Origin of the sequence: Sphingopyxis sp. (genome assembly GCF_035944815.1) — a bacterium.
In the GTDB taxonomy this organism is placed as follows: domain Bacteria; phylum Pseudomonadota; class Alphaproteobacteria; order Sphingomonadales; family Sphingomonadaceae; genus Sphingopyxis.
The window spans coordinates 136436-152610 of record NZ_DASZAU010000001.1 but is presented as its reverse complement, the minus strand read 5'-3'; the positions used below and the strand labels follow the sequence as shown (position 1 = coordinate 152610).

The following is a 16175-nucleotide window of genomic DNA, read 5'->3' as shown; positions in this document are numbered from 1 at the left end:
CGGCTGCTGACCACTCCAATGGCGACATCACGCCCGCGACTGCGCCAGCCGGTGCACCGGGCCGAACTGCGCGACCGCCGCGCCCACGAACGGCAGCGCGACGAGCCACAGCCGCACCCCGGTCACGCCCATCGGGCTCGCGATGCTGATCGCCGCGGTGGCGCCGAGCCCCGCGCAGATCAGCAGCAGCCCGACGATCAGCCGCCAGTGCGGCACCTCGCCGCTATCCTTGCTCGCGCGTTCGTAGCGCGCGAACGCCATGATCAGCGGAAACAAGGCGGCTATATAGAGCGCGAACCAGACCGGCCGCGCCAGCCACCAGGCCGCGCTCCCCGGCTGGACATCGAGCCCGATCCCGTCGAGCAGCCACGCCGCGACCATGACGAGCACGAAGGCGGTGAGGTGCCAGAGGTAGATCGTCATGATCATCCCGTTGACGAGCACGACGCTCGTCCAGATGCGGATATTGTCGAGCATCCGCCGCCCCGCGGGTTCGAGCGCGAGCGCGAAACCTGCCTGCGCGATGCCGAGCGCGAGCAGGGCAAGCGTCGGCGGCATCGAATTGCTGAGGTCCGATCCCGGCACGCCGATCATCGCGACCGGATAGGGGCCGAACCCGACGAGCAGCGCCAGCGCGATCGATCCGCTCAAGCCCCACAAAAGCGCCTTGCGCGGCGCCAACCGCCCCTCGCTCCACGCGAAGCCGAGCTGGTGGATCGCGAGCCAGACGAAAGCGAAGTTGAGGAAATTGACGTAGGGAACATCGAAGCGCAGCGCCGCGACGTCGATCGCGACAGCGCCTGCGACAAGCGCCCAGAAGGAGGCGAAACCCCAGCGTTTCCACGCACGCCAGGTCAGCGGCACGACCGCCGCGACCATCAGATAGACCGACAGGAACCACACCGGGATCAGCGCGAGCTGCGCCGCCATCGCGACCACCCCGCGCTCGATCCCCGCCAATGTTCCGAACATCGCGACGAGCGTCCAGATCAGGAACAGCGGCAGAACGGGATTGATCAGCCGCTGCAATCGCCCGCTGTACCAGCTTTCGTAACTGCCGCCCCTGCGCTGCGTCGCCGCCCACGACATGCCGTTCGAGAAACCGCCGACAAGGAAGAAGAGCGGCATCACCTGAAAACCCCAGGTCAGCCACTGCGTCCATGGCAGGATGCCGAGCAAATGCCCGCCCTCGACCGCGCCATCCTTCATATAGGGCGCGGCGACGAGCCAATGGCCGACCACGACGGCAAGAATCGAGAGTGCACGGAGAAAGTCGACGTAGCGGTTGCGTTCGGGCGGCGCCTGCAACGCCATCTCCATTGCCCGCGACCAGATGCTTTTGCGAACGGCGCCAGTGGTTTCGGTCAAGATGTCATCGCTCCGCTGTGGATATGCCAAGCTAGTGTCGCGCCGCGTCAACGCAAGCCTTTGCCTTGGCGCGCCAGCCTTGCTATCGGCTCTGCGCAATGGCGACCACCAACGACGATCTTCCTCCTTCCGAGCCCGGCAATATCGATACCCCGTTCGACAGCGCGCTGTCCGAACGCTATCTCGTTTATGCGCTGTCGACGATCACCGCGCGCTCGTTGCCCGACCTTCGCGACGGGCTGAAACCCGTCCATCGCCGCCTTTTGTGGGCGATGCGCGCGATGCGGCTCGACCCGAGCCAGGGCTATAAAAAGTCCGCGCGCGTCGTCGGCGACGTCATCGGTAAATTCCACCCGCACGGCGACACCGCGGTGTACGACGCGATGGTCCGCCTCGCGCAGGATTTCTCGCTCCGCTACCCGCTCGTCGACGGCCAGGGCAATTTCGGCAACATCGACGGCGATAATGCGGCCGCCTATCGTTATACCGAAGCGCGGCTGACGCGCGTCGCGATCGACCTGATGCAGGGGCTCGACGAGGGCACCGTCGATTTCCGCCCGACCTATAATGGCGAAGACGAAGAGCCCGAAATCATGCCGGGGCTGTTCCCGAACCTGCTCGCCAATGGCGCGAGCGGGATCGCGGTCGGCATGGCGACGAACATCCCGCCGCACAACGCCGCCGAGGTAATCGGCGCCGCCTTGCTGCTCATCGAGAACCAGAACGCCGAACTGTCGGAGCTGCTCGAACATGTGAAGGGGCCAGATTTCCCCACCGGCGGCATCGTGGTCGACAGCCCCGAGACGATCTTCCACGCCTATGAAACCGGGCGCGGCGGCTTCCGTGTCCGCGCGCGTTTTTCGACCGGCAAGCTCGGCGACGGCAGCTGGGAAGACAGCGGGATCGAAAAATTGTCGGGCGGCACCTGGCAGCTCGTGATCAGCGAAATCCCTTATGGCGTCGCCAAGGGCAAGCTGATCGAACAGATCGCCCAGCTCATCGCCGACAAGAAGCTCCCGATCCTCGAGGATGTGCGCGACGAAAGCGCCGAGGATTTGCGCATCGTGCTCGAACCCAAGAGCCGCAACGTCGATCCCGACGTCCTCAAGGACAGCCTGTTCCGGCTGACCGACCTCGAAAGCCGTTTCGCGCTCAATCTGAACGTCCTCGACGCGACGCGCACGCCGAAGGTGATGGGGCTGAAACAGCTGCTCACCGAATGGCTGCAGCACCAGATCATCGTGCTCGTCCGCCGTGCGCAGCATCGCATCAACAAGATCGACGACCGGCTCGAACTCGTCGCCGGCTATATCATCGCCTTTTTGAACCTCGACCGGATCATCGAGATCATCCGTACCGAGGACGAACCCAAGCCGGTGATGATCGCCGAATTCATCCTGACCGACCGGCAGGCCGAAGCGATCCTCAACATGCGTTTGCGCAGCCTCCGCCGGCTCGAGGAAATGGAGCTGAAGCGCGAGCAGGCCGACCTGACTGCGGAGCGCGAAGAGCTGGCGAAGCTCGTCGAAAGCCCCGCGCGGCAAAAAACCCGGCTGCGCAAGGATCTTGAGAAGCTGCGCGAAGTCTATGGCCTCGAAACGCTGCTCGGCGCGCGCCGCACGACAATCGCCGAAGCCGCACCGACGCGCGAGATTCCGCTCGACGCGATGATCGAGAAGGAACCGGTGACGGTGATCCTCTCGAAGCGCGGCTGGATCCGCGCGCAGCGCGGCCATGTCGCGCCCGACCAGTGGGGCGAATTCAAGTTCAAGGAAGGCGACGAGCTGTTGTTCGCTGCGCACGCGCAGACGACCGATAAGCTGCTCGTTGCTGCAAGCGACGGGCGCTTCTTCACCGTCGGCGCCGACAAATTGCCCGGCGGCCGTGGTTTCGGCGAGCCATTGCGGCTGATGGTCGACATCGATCCCGAGGCACGAATCGTTGCGCTGATCCCGGCGAGCGCCGAAGGCCGCCTGCTGCTCGCCTCGACAAGCGGCCACGGCTTTGTTGCGCAAATGGCCGAAGTCGTTGCCGAAACACGCAAGGGCCGCAATGTCGTCAACCTGAAGCCCAAGGCGTCGCTTGCGGTCGTCCGCCCGATCGCATCCACCGACGACAGCGTCGCGGCGGTTGGAGAAAATCGCAAGCTCGTCGTTTTCCCGCTTGGCGAAGTGCCGGTGATGGCACGCGGTCAGGGCGTGATGCTGCAACGCTATCGCGACGGCGGCCTGTCCGACGCGATCAGCTTCGCCTTTGTCGAGGGTCTGAGCTGGGCGATGGGCGGCGATACGGGGCGCACGCGGACCGAAACCGACCTTGCGCCCTGGCGTGTCGCACGCGGTGCGGCCGGGCGGATGCCGCCAACGGGCTTTCCCCGCAACAACCGCTTCAACTGACCGTATTTTGGTGTTGCCGTAAATAGCTTCTTTACTCCCCGGCAACTACGCAAGGACCAATGGGGAAAGGTCGCTTAAAACCCGCTGTTATGCCTATTGATCGAACCGGTGAAGACCGGCCCTCGCTGTTTGTCGGATGGATCGACGCCCTGCCGGTCCCGGCGGCGCTCGTCCGCCCGCTGGGCCGCGGCAATTTCCGCCTGCATGCCAGCAATGCCGCCTTCGACCGGCTGAAACTGTCTCCCGCCGGCGTCGATGCCCCGATCGAGATGCTCCGCGCGATCGAACGGGCCGCGAAACATGCCGACGAGGCACAGGAATTTTCCTGCCAGCTGGGCGACGGCCCCGCCGCCCGCGACCTGCGCGGATCGATCGGCCCGCTGCCCACCGAAGCGGGCAACGAAGGGCTGTTCCTGCTGACGCTGATCGATCGCACACAGGAAATGATGACCGAGCGCAACCTGCGCCGCGAACTGGTGTCCGACAGCCTGACCGGCCTGCCCAATCGCGCCGGATTCGAGGAGCTGGTCGAACAGCGCACGGCTGCCGAGGGCGCCGGCGCCGATCATGCGATCCTGCTGCTCGACCTCGCACGCTTTTCGCGCATCAACGAACATATCGGCCCGATGGCGGGCGACGAACTGATCATCACGGTCGCAAGGCGCCTGAAATCCAGCCTGCGTAGCGGCGACATATTGGCGCGCACGGGGGGCGACGAATTCGCCATTTCGTCGCGGGTCACCGGCGGGCGCGCCGATGTGCGCGAAATGGCGCGGCGCATCCGCGGATGCTTCGATCACCCCTTCCGGATCGGCGAATTGAAAGTCAGCGTGGACTGCGCGCTCGGCTGCGCAATACAACCGGCGGCTGACACCGATGTCGCCGATCAGATCCGCCATGCCCAGATTGCATTGAAGCGCGCGAAGCAGACCGATCGTATCGAAATTTACGAACCCGAAGCCGCGATGCTTTCGGACAACCGCTTCGGGCTCGAAACCGAGCTCCGCAACGCGATCGAGGAGGATCGGCTTCACCTCGCCTTCCAGCCGCTGATCGAAATGTCGAGCGGACGCGTCGCGGGGTTCGAGGCGCTCGCGCGCTGGGACAACAGCAACGGCCATTCGGTTTCACCCGCCGAGTTCATTCCCATCGCCGAGGATTCGGGGCTGATCGTCCCGCTCGGCCAATGGGCGATCGGCAAGGCGGCAGCGACGCTTGCCGAATGGGACGGCCAGAACGGCACGATCGTCGACGCCTATTTCTCGGTCAATGTCTCGGCGATCCAGCTCGTCCGCGACGATGTCGCGGGCGTCGTGCGCGAAGCGCTCGAAAAGCATCGCATCGGCGGCGAACGGCTGATGATCGAACTCACCGAAAGCGCGATCATCGGCGACCCCGACCTCGCGCTGTCGGTGCTCAGCCAGCTGAAGGCGCTGCACGCCCGCGTCGCGATGGACGATTTCGGCACCGGTTACTCGAACCTCGCTTATCTTCAGCGTCTGCCGATCGACGTGCTCAAGATCGACCGCAGTTTTGTCGAGCATATGGTCGACGACCGCGACAAGGTCGCGATTGTGAGGACCATCCAGAGCCTTGCCGAGGTGCTCGGCATGCGCACCACCGCAGAAGGCGTCGAGACCACCGATCAGGCACGTTTGCTGTCGGCGCTCGGCTGCGACTTCGGACAGGGGTTTTTGTTCGCGCGGCCGATGGATAGCAAGGCGGCGCTCGATTACTGGCGTCAGTCGCTGGTGCGCCCGATCTTCTGATCGACAAGCTCGGCGACCCGGGCGGCGTCCGGAAAATCTTCTGCCACCCACGCGGCCTCGACCGCTTTCAGGATGCGCGCGACATCGGGCCCGGCGGCGACCCCGCGCGCGACGATATCCCCGCCCTTCACCGGCAGCGAGGGCACCGCCCATCCCGCGAGCGCCCGCACCGCATCGGGATACCCCGCGATCAGGTGAACATCGCACGCCGCATCGATTCCGATCGCATGCGCAAGCTGCCGCGCGGGCTGGACGACATCGCCGCGACGCGCCGCGAGCGCGGCCAGATGCTTGCGTTGCCGCGTCGACAGCCGCAGCCGGCTCGCCACCTGTTCGGCGATTGCGGCGTCGGCGGGAAGCAGCACCGACAGGCGGCGTAGCGGCGCCGGCGCTGCGTCCACGGCCGTTTCATTGGCCAGCAACCGGTCGAACGCCGTCGCAAAGGCGGGATCCAGTTCGGGCAACAGCACCTCGAAAATGCCATCCGCCGCCATCTGGCCGACGATCACGCGCGGGTCGGGCAGCGACAATATCTTCAGCAATTCGTCGGCGATCCGCTCGCGCGACAGGCTTTTGAGCGACTGGCGCGCGGCGATCACCGCGGCATGGCTGGCGGGCTCCAGCGGACCGCGGCCGAAGCGCGCGGCAAAGCGATAGAAGCGCAGGATACGCAAATGATCCTCGGCAATCCGCGTCGCGGCATCGCCGATGAAGCGCACACAGCCATTCTGCAGATCGTCGATCCCGCCGAACCAGTCGTCGATCCGGCCAGTGTCGGGATCGGCGTAAAGTGCATTGATCGTGAAGTCGCGCCGCGCCGCATCGTCGCGCCAGTCGTCGGCGAATGCGATCGTTGCGCGGCGCCCGTCGGTTTCGACGTCGCGGCGCAGCGTCGTGATCTCGTGATGATCGCCGCTCGCGATCGCGGTGACGGTGCCATGCGCGATCCCCGTCGGAATCACCTTGATATCCGCCGCCGCGAGCCGCCGCGTCACCTCGTCGGGCAACAGCGGGGTCGCGAGGTCGATATCGGCGACGGGCAGGCCGAGCAGCGTATCGCGCACCGCGCCGCCGACGAGCCGCACCGCGCCGCCGTCGGCGGTCAGCGCCGCGACGATGCGACGCAGCCCGGCGCGGTCGCGCCACCCGGCGTCGGGCAACTGAGTCACCGGTGCCACCCTGCGGGCAAGCGCCGCGCCAGATTGATGATGATTCCCGCCGTCACGCCCCAGATCCGCCGTCCCTGCCAGTCCATGTCGTAATAATGGCGGTCGTGCCCCTGCCAATTCGCATGCTGGCGCGCATAATTGCCCTCATCGAACAGGATGTCGAGCGGCACCTCGAACCAGTCCTCGACCTCTTCGGGGTTGGGGTCGAACGGCAGGTCGGGCGGGATGACGCCGAGCACAGGGGTGATCAGATAGCCACTCCCCGACCGATAGGCCTCGGTCGCCCCCGCAATCATCACATCGCGGCGGTTGAGCCCGATTTCCTCTTCGGCCTCGCGCAGCGCGGCGTCGATCGCGTCGCGGTCGCCCGGATCGACCTTGCCGCCGGGAAAGGCGACCTGCCCCGCGTGGCTGCGCAGCCATTGCGGCCGCTGGGTCAGGATCACGCCGGGATCGGGTCGGTCGGTGAAGGCGATCAGCACTGCGGCATCGCGCAGTGTCGGCATGCCGAGATAGGTTTCATCCTCGCCCGCCTCGGGCAGCAGATTGTCGAGCGCGGCGCGCAGCTTGTCGGACAGCATCAGGCGTCGACCAACGGAAAACGGGCGCCGTTCGACCAGATCGCGGGCGGCTCTTCGCCCGCAGCCAGCGCCAGTTCGACGAGCTCGTAATAGAGCGCACGGTCGATGCGGGCCTCCAACCCGTTGCCGATCGCGCCGCGGACGTGCAGCCGCGGGTCGGGGTTTTCGGGGTCGCTGCCGAAGCTGAGCGGATGTTCGGCGCCCGCCAGGACAAGATCGTCGGTGTCGAGCCGGAAGACGAGCTTGCGCGCGCTCCCTTCGCCCTCGCTCTTCATCTCGACCGCGCGGAAAGGGGTGTCCTCGACCGCGATGCCCAGCTTTTCGGCAGGGGTTATGAGCACATGGCTCCCGTCGGCCTCGCGGCGGAGGATCGTCGAGAAGAGCCGGACCATCGCGGGGCGGTTAATCCGGCCGCCCTCATGATACCAGCTGCCGTCGCCGCGAATCTCCATTGCGCTGTCGCCCTCGCGCTCGGGATGCCAGCTTTCGACCGGCGGCAGCTTGCGCGCCGCCAGCAGTTCGGCCGCCTCGGCCAGCGAAAGCTGCGAGAAGGCCTTGGGAAGCGAGGGCGCAGGGCTGACCATCCCTCCGACATAGGGGGGCGCGCGCGCCGCGCAACCCCATGCACGATCAGCGCGGCCCGATCATCCCAGCGCCCGCCGGCAGGTCGTGCCCGTTCACCGCCCGCGCGAGCAGGCGGCGCTTCTCATAGGGGCCGGGCAAATCCCATGCGCCCGTTGCGTCGGCGGTGAAACCGAAGAAGCGGCCGTAATATTCGGGGTCGCCGATCATCATCAACGCGCTGTCAGCCTTCGTTTCCGCCGCTTCGAGCATCTGTGCCATCAGCATCCGGCCATGCCCGCCACGCTGTGCGTCGGGGCGCACCGCCACGGGCCCGACCATCACCAGCGTCGTCGTCGTGCCATCCGCCGCGCGATGGGCGACCGGCCAGCACTGGATCGTGCCGATCAGCGCGCCATGCTCGACCGCGGCGAAACTCAGGGCCGGAACCGCATCCATGCCTTGACGGATGCGGTAGGCGGTTCGTCCAAAGCGATCCGATCCGAAAGCGGCGTCGAGGAGATCCTCGACCGCCTGCGGCTCGATATCGGACAATGGAAGTAGCTCGACCAACGCATACCCTTTCGCTAATGCGGCGGCGCTTTAGGGACCGGGGGAACGCTTGCAAACCCCCGACGGACAGGAATTTCTTGTGACCGATACATTGTGGCTGGAAGTGAACGGGCTGACCGTCGACATATTGACCGGCATCTATTCCGAAGAAACCCACCTGCCGCAGCCGCTACGCATCTCGGTGCGCGCAAAGCTGGCAATGGCCGATCATTATGAGCCGACGACACCGCTCAGCCGCTCGAAGAATTATATGCACCTCAAATTCGCGGCGACCGAGGGCATCCCAAAGGATGTGCATTTCGTGCTAATCGAAAGCGTTGCCGACCATATCATCGATACTTTGTTCCTGCAGGACGAGAAGGTCGAGGAGGTCGAGGTGAAGATCGTCAAGCTCGCGATCGCCGAGGAAGGCGAAGAGATCGGCATCACGATGCGGCGGGTCCGCAAGTGACGCAAAAGCTCGCTCTGGTCACGGGCGGGCTGCACCGCGTCGGCGCCGCGATCGCGGCGCGGCTCGCGCGCGAAGGTTATGCGCTGGCGATCCACAAGCGCAGCCCCGGCGACGCCGATCCGGTGCTGGCCGAGGCGCTCGCCGAGACCGGTGCGCCGAGCCATCGTTTCGCCGCCGACCTCGCCGACCCGGCGGCGGTCGACGCGCTGATCCCTGCGGTGATCGAAAAATTCGGTCGCGCGCCCGACCTGCTCGTCAACAACGCGGCGCTGTTCGCCGAGGGCGAATGGACCGACCTCTCGGCCGCAACGCTCGCCGAGATGATGCAGGTCAATCATCACGCCCCGGTGATGTTGGCGAAGGCATTGGTCACACATAGCGAAGGCAAACGCCCGGCGATCGTCAATATCGTCGATCAGCGCGTCGTCCATCCGGTGCCCGACCAGATCGCCTACAGCCTGTCGAAATCGGCGCTGTGGCAGGCGACCGCAACGCTCGCCGTCGCGTTCGGAAGTCGCGCGCGGGTCAATGCGGTGGCGCCCGGGCTGACAATGGCGACCGACGATTATTCGGCGGCGCAGGTCGAGCGGCTTGCGAAGCGGATGCCGCTCGGCGCATTGCCAACGCCGGGACAGATCGCCGACGCGGTCGTGTATCTGGCACGCGCCGAAGCCGTGACCGGACAGACGACCTTCGTCGACGGCGGCGCACACCTCGCGCCGATGGATCGCGATTTCGTCGCGCTGGAGCGCGACTAGCTCAGTAAATATGCACCGCCTTGGTGACGAGATAGCCGTCGAGCCCTTCGGGCCCGCTTTCGCTGCCGAAGCCCGATTCCTTGATGCCGCCGAACGGCATGTCGAGCGTCGAGATCACGAAGCTGTTCACGCCGACCATGCCGCTCTCGATCGTGTCGACGATGCGGTTGATGCGGCGGCCGTTCTCGGTGAAGGCGAAGGCGGCGAGACCGTAGGGTAGCCGGTTCGCTTGCTCGAGCGCGTCATCCTCGGTGCCGAACGGACGGATCAGCGCCATCGGGCCGAAGGGTTCGTTGTTCATCGCATCGGCCTCGATCGGCACATCGGCGATGGCGGTCGGCTGGAAGAAATAGCCGTTGCCCGTCGCCTCGCCGCCCGCGATTACGCGCGCGCCTTTCGCCTTGGCGTCGGCAACCAGCGCTTCCAGCGCGGGGATGCGGCGCGCGTTGGCAAGCGGGCCCATCTGCGTATCGGCGTCGAGGCCGCTGCCGATCTTCACCTTTTGGGTGCGTTCGGCAAAGCCCTTCACGAAGGCGTCGTAGATGCCCTGCTGGACATAGAAACGCGTCGGCGAGATGCAGACCTGCCCGGCGTTGCGGAACTTCTGCCACACGACCTTGTCGAGCGTCGCTTCGAGGTCGCAATCGTCGAAGATCAGCACCGGGGCATGGCCGCCGAGCTCCATCGTGATCCGCTTCACCCCGTCGGCCGCGAGCTTCATCAGATGCTTGCCAACCGCGGTCGAGCCGGTGAAGCTGACCTTGCGGATCACCGGGCTGGCGAGCAGGTGGCGGCTGATCTGGTCGGGGTCGCCGTAGACAAGCTGGACGACGTTACCCGGGATGCCCGCATCGGCGATGCAGCGCATGATCGCGCTGGTACAGCCCGGGGTTTCCTCGGGCGCCTTGGCGATCACGACGCATCCCGCGGCGAGCGCGGGGGCGATCTTCTTGATCATCAGATTGACCGGGAAGTTCCACGGGCTGAAGCCCGCGACGGGGCCGACGGGATGTTTGGTGACCATCGCGCGCTGGCCGAGCGGACGCTGGAGTACGCGGCCCTCGATGCGTTTGCCCTGCTCGGCGAAATAGTCGAACAGCCCAGCCGCCGACAGCACTTCGCCGCGCGCTTCCGCGATCGGCTTCCCCTGTTCGAGCGTCAGCAAGGTCGCGATATGCTCGGCGCGTTCGCGGATGATGCCCGCAGCCTTGTGCATCAGCGCGGCGCGCTCGTCGGCGGTTTTGGCGCGCCATACGGGCCAGCCGCGGTCAGCAGCGGCGAGCGCTTCGTCGAGGTCGGCGGCGGTCGCGACCGGCAGTTCGGCGATCGTGCCCGCGGTCGCGGGGTTATAGACCGGCCGCTCGTCGCGTCCCTCGCCGCTCCGCCAGGCGCCGTTGATGAAGAGCTGAAGGTCGGCGTCGTAGGTCGCGGTCATATAAGATCCTTGCGCAAGGAAATGGGGGATGGCGCCCATATAAGGCCGCTCAGCGATAGTTAAAGCTGATGCTGATCCGTTCGCCCTTGCCCGAATGCGGCATCACCTCGTGACGCAGCCAGCTTTCCCACAAGAAGACGCGGCCCGCCGAGGGCTCGGCGTAGACGAAGGGCAAAAGATGCTCGGGCGCTTCGTCGGTGCGGCCGGGCGCCGCCATCAGCATCGCGAGGCGCGGGTCTTCGAGCTTGAGCGCGCCCGATCCGGACGGGACCGCGACGTAGAAGGTGCCCGATACGATGCTGTGTGGATGGATATGCCCGCTGTGCGTGCCGCCGGGTTTCAAGATGTTGACCCACAGGCTGTCGAGCTTGAGCGGTTTCGCGAGATCGAAGTGGCACGCCTTGGCGAACGCCTTCACTTCCTTGTCGAGCAGCTTCTTGAGGTCGTAAAAGGCCGGATCGCGCTCGGGCAGATCGCCGAGGCTCGCGTAGCTGGTATAGCCTTTGTAGCCGTGGTCACGGCTCCACGCCTTCCCCGCGCCATCCTCTTCGGCGAACAGGCGGCAGCTCTCCTCCAGCTCTTCGAGCAGGTCGGATGAGCCGATATCGGCCTCGTAAAAATTGGTGGCGAAGAGCGTGCGAACGGGCATGATGCGCGCAAAGCACAGCCAAAGTGCAAGAGCAAGGGAGACGAGGATGGCCGAGTTTGAACTGATCGCCGACGGATTGCGCTTTCCCGAGGCGCCGGTGGTGATGGACGACGGCAGCGTCATCGTCGTCGAGATCGAGGCGAAGCGGATCACGCGCTGCTGGCCCGGCGGGAAGAAAGAGGTCATCGCGACACCCGGCGGCGGCCCCAACGGGCTGGCGATCGGCCCCGACGGCAAGCTTTATTGCTGTAACAACGGCGGGTTCAACTATGTCGAATCGAACGGCTATCTCGCCCCGCACGGCATCGCCGACGATTATTCGGGCGGGCGGATCGAGCGGATCGATATCGAGACGGGCGAAGTCGAGATCCTCTACAAATCGGGCGACCATGGCGTGACGCTGCGCGGCCCCAACGACATCATGTTCGACGCACATGGCGGCTTCTGGTTCACCGATCATGGCAAGGTCGATTATGCCGCGCGCTGCCACGACATCGTCGGCATCTTCTATGCCAAGGCCGACGGCAGCTTTATCGAGGAAGTAATCTTCCCGAGCTATAATCCGAACGGCATCGGCCTCTCGCCCGACGGCACCAAGCTGTATGCCGCCGAAACCTACACCTGCCGCCTGACCCAGTTCAACATCGTCGCGCCGGGCAAGGTCGACGATGCTGCCGGCCCCGGCGGACCCGGCATCCCGCTCTATCGCCCCGCGGGCTATAAATTCTTCGACAGCCTCGCGATGGAGGCGAACGGCAATATCTGCGTCGCGACGATCGGCGAGTGCGGCATTTCGGTCGTCGGCCCCGATGGCGCGCTCGTCGAATTTGTCGCGACCGACGATATCTTCACCACCAACATCGCCTTCGGCGGGTCCGACCGGCAGGATGCCTATATCACCCTGTCGGGGACGGGCCGGCTCGTGAAGACGCGCTGGGCCAGGCCGGGGCTGCAACTGCAGTACTGACCCCGCGCCCCATTGGGGAGGCGAGGATGAGGGTGATACTGGTGGCGGCGCTGCTGATCGCGGCGCCCGCGAATGCCCAAATGCTGAACGCCGAACAGGCCGATGCGATCGTCAAGGGCTGCGCCGCGCATGCGCGCGCCAAGGGGCAGGGCCATGCGATCGCGGTCGTCGACCTGGGCGGGCACCCCGTCGCGATGTGGCGGATGGACGGCAATGCCTTCGGGATGATGGACTTCTCGCTCGAAAAGGCCCGCGCGGTCGCGGCGTGGGGTTTCCCGACGAGCGGGATGGAAGAAGCCGCCAAAGGCACGCCCGGTTTCGCCGATGCGCCGCATGTCGTCACGGTCGCGGGCGGCGTGCCCATCTTCAGCGCCGATGGCCGCACGCGGCTTGGCGGGGTCGGAGCCTCGGGCGAAGCGCCCGCCGACGATGCCGCTTGCGCTGCCGCCGGGATCGCGGCAGCAGGGCTCAAGTCGGAGCGCGCCCGCTGACCTCGTGGCGCCTCCCCACAGCAGGGAGCGCCGCAGATGCACGAGGAAACCCACGCCGTTACGCGGATCGGCTGGCTGCGCGCCGCGATCCTTGGCGCCAACGACGGGATCGTGTCGACCGCAAGCCTGATCGCGGGCGTCGCGGCGGCGGGCGTGTCGCAATCGTCGATCCTCGTCACCGGCACTGCGGGACTCGTCGCGGGCGCAATGTCGATGGCGGCGGGCGAATATGTGTCGGTGAGCTCGCAGGGTGATGCGGAGAAGGCCGATGTCGAACTGGAGAAGCGTCATCTTGCCGCCGACCCCGAGTTCGAGCTCGAGGAACTGACCCTGATCTATCAGGATCGCGGACTCGATCGCGCGCTGGCCGAACAGGTCGCGGCGCAACTGACCGCGCACAATGCGCTCGACACCCATCTGCGCGACGAATTGGGCCTGACCGACGCGATGGCGGCGCGGCCGGTGCAGGCGGCCGCAGCCTCGGCCGCGAGCTTTGCGATCGGCGCCGCGCTGCCGCTCGCGACCGTGCTGGTCGACAGCGGCGACTCGCTGCCGTGGACGGTGTCGGGGGCTTCGCTCCTGTTTCTCGCACTCCTCGGTGCGCTCGGCGCGCGGGCCGGCAATGCACCGATGCTGCGCCCCGTTGTTCGCGTCACCTTCTGGGGTGCGATGGCCATGGCCGCGACGATCGCGATCGGATCGCTGCTGGGAACGACGGTGGGCTAGCGCCGCTCCAGCCATTCGCGCAGCGCGATGGCATTGTTCCGCGCCTCGCTTTTCGCGGCATAGAGCAATGTCACCGGCCCGGCCTGCACCGCGGCATCGAGCGTGAAGAGCGCCGCCTTCACCTCCACGCCGCCCGCGTCGAGTTCGGCGAAATAGTCGAGCCGGAACGCATCCCATGCTTCGTCCGAATCGGCGGTTTCGCCATGGAATTGCTTGCGCAGGTGATCGCTCGGCGACAGCGGTTTGAGCCAGGCGGCCAGCGCCGCTTTCTCCTTCGACACGCCGCGCGGCCACAGCCGGTCGACAAGGAAGCGCGTGCCATCCCCGGGACCGGCCGGTTCGTGAATGCGTTTGACCGCGATTGTCAGGGGCGGTGCCATCTGTATGACTATCGGACATCCCGCGACCGCGGGCAAGTCAATCGGAGGGGTCCGGACATGAGCGCAACGAGCTGGGCGATCGACATCGATCGCGACGATATCACGCAAGCAAGTCTGGTGAGCGATCCCGATACGCCGCTCGCGCCGGGACAGGTACGCGTCCGGATCGACAGCTATGCAATGACCGCGAACAACATCACCTATGCGGTGTTCGGCAAGCCCGCCGGCCTGTTCGGTAACGACCAGGGCTATTGGGATTTCTTTGCCGAGCGCGATACGCCCGGCCGCCTGCCCGTGTGGGGCTTTGCGACAGTGACCGAAAGCACGGCCGAGGGCGTGGCGGTCGGCGACCGCTTCTACGGCTATTATCCGATGGCGAGCGATGCGGTTCTCAATGTCGGCAAGGCGGGCCCGGGCGGCTTCGTCGATGTCACCCCACGGCGCACGACGCTGCCGCCGATTTACAACAATTATCAGCGGATCGGGGCGCTGCACGATTATCGCGCCGCCGACCATGATTATTGGCCCGTCTTCCGCCCGCTGTTCCTGACCGGCTGGCTGATCGCCGACCAGTTCGAGGATGAGGGCGATTATGGCGCCGACCAGATCCTGATCGCGAGCGCGTCGAGCAAGACCGCGATCGGGCTTGGCTTCTCGCTCGCGCGGCGCGCGGGCCATCGCCCCGAAACGATCGGCCTGACCAGCAAGGCGAATGTCGCCGACCTCGATGCGCAGCGCATCTATGACCGGGTCATCGCCTACGACGACATCATGACGCTCAATCCCGCCTCATCCTCGGCACTTGTCGACATGGCGGGCAATGGCGCGGTGACGCGCGCGGTGCACAGCCATTTCGGGGGCAATCTGAAAGCCTCGATCATCGTCGGCAAGTCGCACTGGGACTCCGATGCCGGCGAGGCCGCGCTCCCCGGTCCCGAGCGGCAGGGCTTTTTCGCACCCGGCCGCAGCCAGAAGCGTATCGCCGACTGGGGTGGCGCGGCGTTCGCGCAAAAGATGGCCGAGGCCTGGCTCGCCTTCATGGACGTCGCGCCGCGCCTAGCGACGATCGACAAACGAACCGGCGGCGAAGCAGCCCTCGGCGCCTATCGCGAGATGCTCGCCGGCAAGGCCGACCCGAAAGCGGGGATCGTGATATCGCCATGCTGATCGTCGGCAGCCCGGTCTCACCCTATGTCCGCAAGATCCTCGCGATCCTGCATCTGAAGGGCCTCGATTACGAACTCGACCCGATCACGCCCTTTTATGGCAATGACGATTTTTCGAAGCTGAGCCCGCTGCGCCGGATCCCGGTGCTGATCGACGGCGACCTTGTCGTGAACGATTCGACGGTGATCGCCGAATATCTCGACGAGGCGTACCCCGATGTCCCGGTGCTGCCCGACGGCCCGCGCGAACGGGCGCAGGCGCGCTGGATCGAGGAATATGGCGACAGCCGCCTCGGTGATCTCTGCATCTGGGGCCTCTTCTTTCCGAAAGTCGTGGCACCGCATGTGTTCAAGCGGCCGCCCGACGAAGACGCGCTCGCGAAGGTCACGAACGACGACCTGCCCGAGGCGATCGACTGGATCGAGGCGCACGCGCCGGCGGCCGGCTTCCTGTTCGGCGATAGTGTGGGCGTCGCCGACCTCGCCATCGCCTGCCCGCTGCGCAACGCGGCGATCGCCGGCTGGACGCCCGATCCCGCGCGCTGGCCGAAGACCGCGGCCTGGCTCGACCGGATTGCCGCGCTTCCCTGCTACGCGCGCACCATGACGTTCGAACCCGCGATCCTCGCAACGCGCGCCGACGGGCGCCGCGCCGCGCTCGAAGCCGCCGGCGTGCGCGTCGCCCAACAAAGCTTCGGCACCGACACACCGCGCGCCAGCATCATGCTGCGCTGA

The 16175-nt window shown here is 66.1% G+C and carries 17 protein-coding genes; 9 read left to right on the top strand and 8 right to left on the bottom strand.

All coding sequences use genetic code 11. The features are described from left to right. Positions 1-27: 27 nt before the first annotated feature. The gene (locus VGU00_RS00860; RefSeq protein ID WP_327464528.1) at positions 28-1368 is read right to left on the bottom strand and encodes an acyltransferase; all 1341 of its coding nucleotides are present in this window, start codon (positions 1366-1368) and stop codon (positions 28-30) included. 98 nt (positions 1369-1466) lie between these two features. Between VGU00_RS00860 and parC the strand changes: the two genes are divergently transcribed. Next, positions 1467-3764 carry a DNA topoisomerase IV subunit A gene (gene parC, locus VGU00_RS00855; protein WP_327464526.1) on the top strand — a complete coding sequence of 766 codons (2298 nt, stop codon included), beginning with the start codon at positions 1467-1469 and terminating at the stop codon, positions 3762-3764. A gap of 89 nt (positions 3765-3853) precedes the next feature. Continuing rightward, complete coding sequence (locus VGU00_RS00850) at positions 3854-5533, top strand: bifunctional diguanylate cyclase/phosphodiesterase (RefSeq protein WP_327464524.1); 1680 nt, start codon at positions 3854-3856, stop codon at positions 5531-5533. Here the strand turns inward: VGU00_RS00850 and VGU00_RS00845 are convergent. The 4 genes from VGU00_RS00845 to VGU00_RS00830 are packed head-to-tail and all read right to left on the bottom strand — an operon-like array spanning position 5506 to position 8417. Further along, positions 5506-6702 carry a CCA tRNA nucleotidyltransferase gene (locus VGU00_RS00845; RefSeq protein ID WP_327464522.1) on the bottom strand — a complete coding sequence of 399 codons (1197 nt, stop codon included), beginning with the start codon at positions 6700-6702 and terminating at the stop codon, positions 5506-5508. The genes VGU00_RS00850 and VGU00_RS00845 overlap by 28 nt on opposite strands. Continuing rightward, a complete protein-coding gene (locus tag VGU00_RS00840; RefSeq protein ID WP_327464520.1) occupies positions 6699-7283 on the bottom strand; it encodes a CoA pyrophosphatase in 585 nt (194 codons plus the stop codon). Before VGU00_RS00840 ends, VGU00_RS00845 begins: the two co-directional genes overlap by 4 nt. Next, positions 7283-7867 (bottom strand): DUF1285 domain-containing protein, encoded by a 585-nt coding sequence (locus VGU00_RS00835; RefSeq protein ID WP_327464518.1) that lies wholly within the window; start codon positions 7865-7867, stop codon positions 7283-7285. The genes VGU00_RS00840 and VGU00_RS00835 overlap by 1 nt, the downstream gene beginning before the upstream one ends. Positions 7868-7913: 46 nt before the next feature. Then, the gene (locus VGU00_RS00830) at positions 7914-8417 is read right to left on the bottom strand and encodes a GNAT family N-acetyltransferase (protein WP_414713469.1); all 504 of its coding nucleotides are present in this window, start codon (positions 8415-8417) and stop codon (positions 7914-7916) included. A gap of 79 nt (positions 8418-8496) precedes the next feature. Between VGU00_RS00830 and VGU00_RS00825 the strand changes: the two genes are divergently transcribed. Both VGU00_RS00825 and VGU00_RS00820 read left to right on the top strand, forming a co-directional pair. After that, complete coding sequence (locus VGU00_RS00825; RefSeq protein ID WP_327464514.1) at positions 8497-8868, top strand: dihydroneopterin aldolase; 372 nt, start codon at positions 8497-8499, stop codon at positions 8866-8868. After that, a complete protein-coding gene (locus tag VGU00_RS00820) occupies positions 8865-9626 on the top strand; it encodes an SDR family oxidoreductase (protein WP_327464512.1) in 762 nt (253 codons plus the stop codon). Before VGU00_RS00825 ends, VGU00_RS00820 begins: the two co-directional genes overlap by 4 nt. 1 nt (position 9627) lies before the next feature. On the opposite strand, the gene VGU00_RS00815 is transcribed toward VGU00_RS00820, so the two are convergent. Continuing rightward, positions 9628-11061, bottom strand: coding sequence for an NAD-dependent succinate-semialdehyde dehydrogenase (locus VGU00_RS00815; protein WP_327464511.1), 1434 nt, complete (start codon positions 11059-11061; stop codon positions 9628-9630). Between the two features lie 49 nt (positions 11062-11110). Then, the gene (locus tag VGU00_RS00810; protein WP_327464509.1) at positions 11111-11710 is read right to left on the bottom strand and encodes a TIGR02466 family protein; all 600 of its coding nucleotides are present in this window, start codon (positions 11708-11710) and stop codon (positions 11111-11113) included. A gap of 46 nt (positions 11711-11756) precedes the next feature. Here VGU00_RS00810 and VGU00_RS00805 point away from each other — a divergent pair, with 46 nt between their 5' ends. Genes VGU00_RS00805 through VGU00_RS00795 form a run of 3 tightly spaced genes read left to right on the top strand, consistent with a single transcriptional unit; the run spans position 11757 to position 13894 of the window. After that, positions 11757-12677 carry an SMP-30/gluconolactonase/LRE family protein gene (locus tag VGU00_RS00805; protein ID WP_327464507.1) on the top strand — a complete coding sequence of 307 codons (921 nt, stop codon included), beginning with the start codon at positions 11757-11759 and terminating at the stop codon, positions 12675-12677. 26 nt (positions 12678-12703) lie between these two features. Further along, the gene (locus tag VGU00_RS00800; protein ID WP_327464505.1) at positions 12704-13168 is read left to right on the top strand and encodes a heme-binding protein; all 465 of its coding nucleotides are present in this window, start codon (positions 12704-12706) and stop codon (positions 13166-13168) included. A gap of 36 nt (positions 13169-13204) precedes the next feature. Then, positions 13205-13894, top strand: coding sequence for a VIT family protein (locus tag VGU00_RS00795; protein WP_327464503.1), 690 nt, complete (start codon positions 13205-13207; stop codon positions 13892-13894). Here VGU00_RS00795 and VGU00_RS00790 read toward each other — a convergent pair. After that, positions 13891-14274, bottom strand: coding sequence for a DUF488 domain-containing protein (locus tag VGU00_RS00790; protein WP_327464501.1), 384 nt, complete (start codon positions 14272-14274; stop codon positions 13891-13893). The two genes, VGU00_RS00795 and VGU00_RS00790, sit on opposite strands and share 4 nt — an antisense overlap. A 57-nt stretch (positions 14275-14331) precedes the next feature. Between VGU00_RS00790 and VGU00_RS00785 the strand changes: the two genes are divergently transcribed. Beyond that, positions 14332-15441, top strand: coding sequence for a DUF2855 family protein (locus tag VGU00_RS00785; protein ID WP_327464499.1), 1110 nt, complete (start codon positions 14332-14334; stop codon positions 15439-15441). After that, a complete protein-coding gene (locus VGU00_RS00780) occupies positions 15435-16175 on the top strand; it encodes a glutathione S-transferase family protein (RefSeq protein WP_327464497.1) in 741 nt (246 codons plus the stop codon). Before VGU00_RS00785 ends, VGU00_RS00780 begins: the two co-directional genes overlap by 7 nt.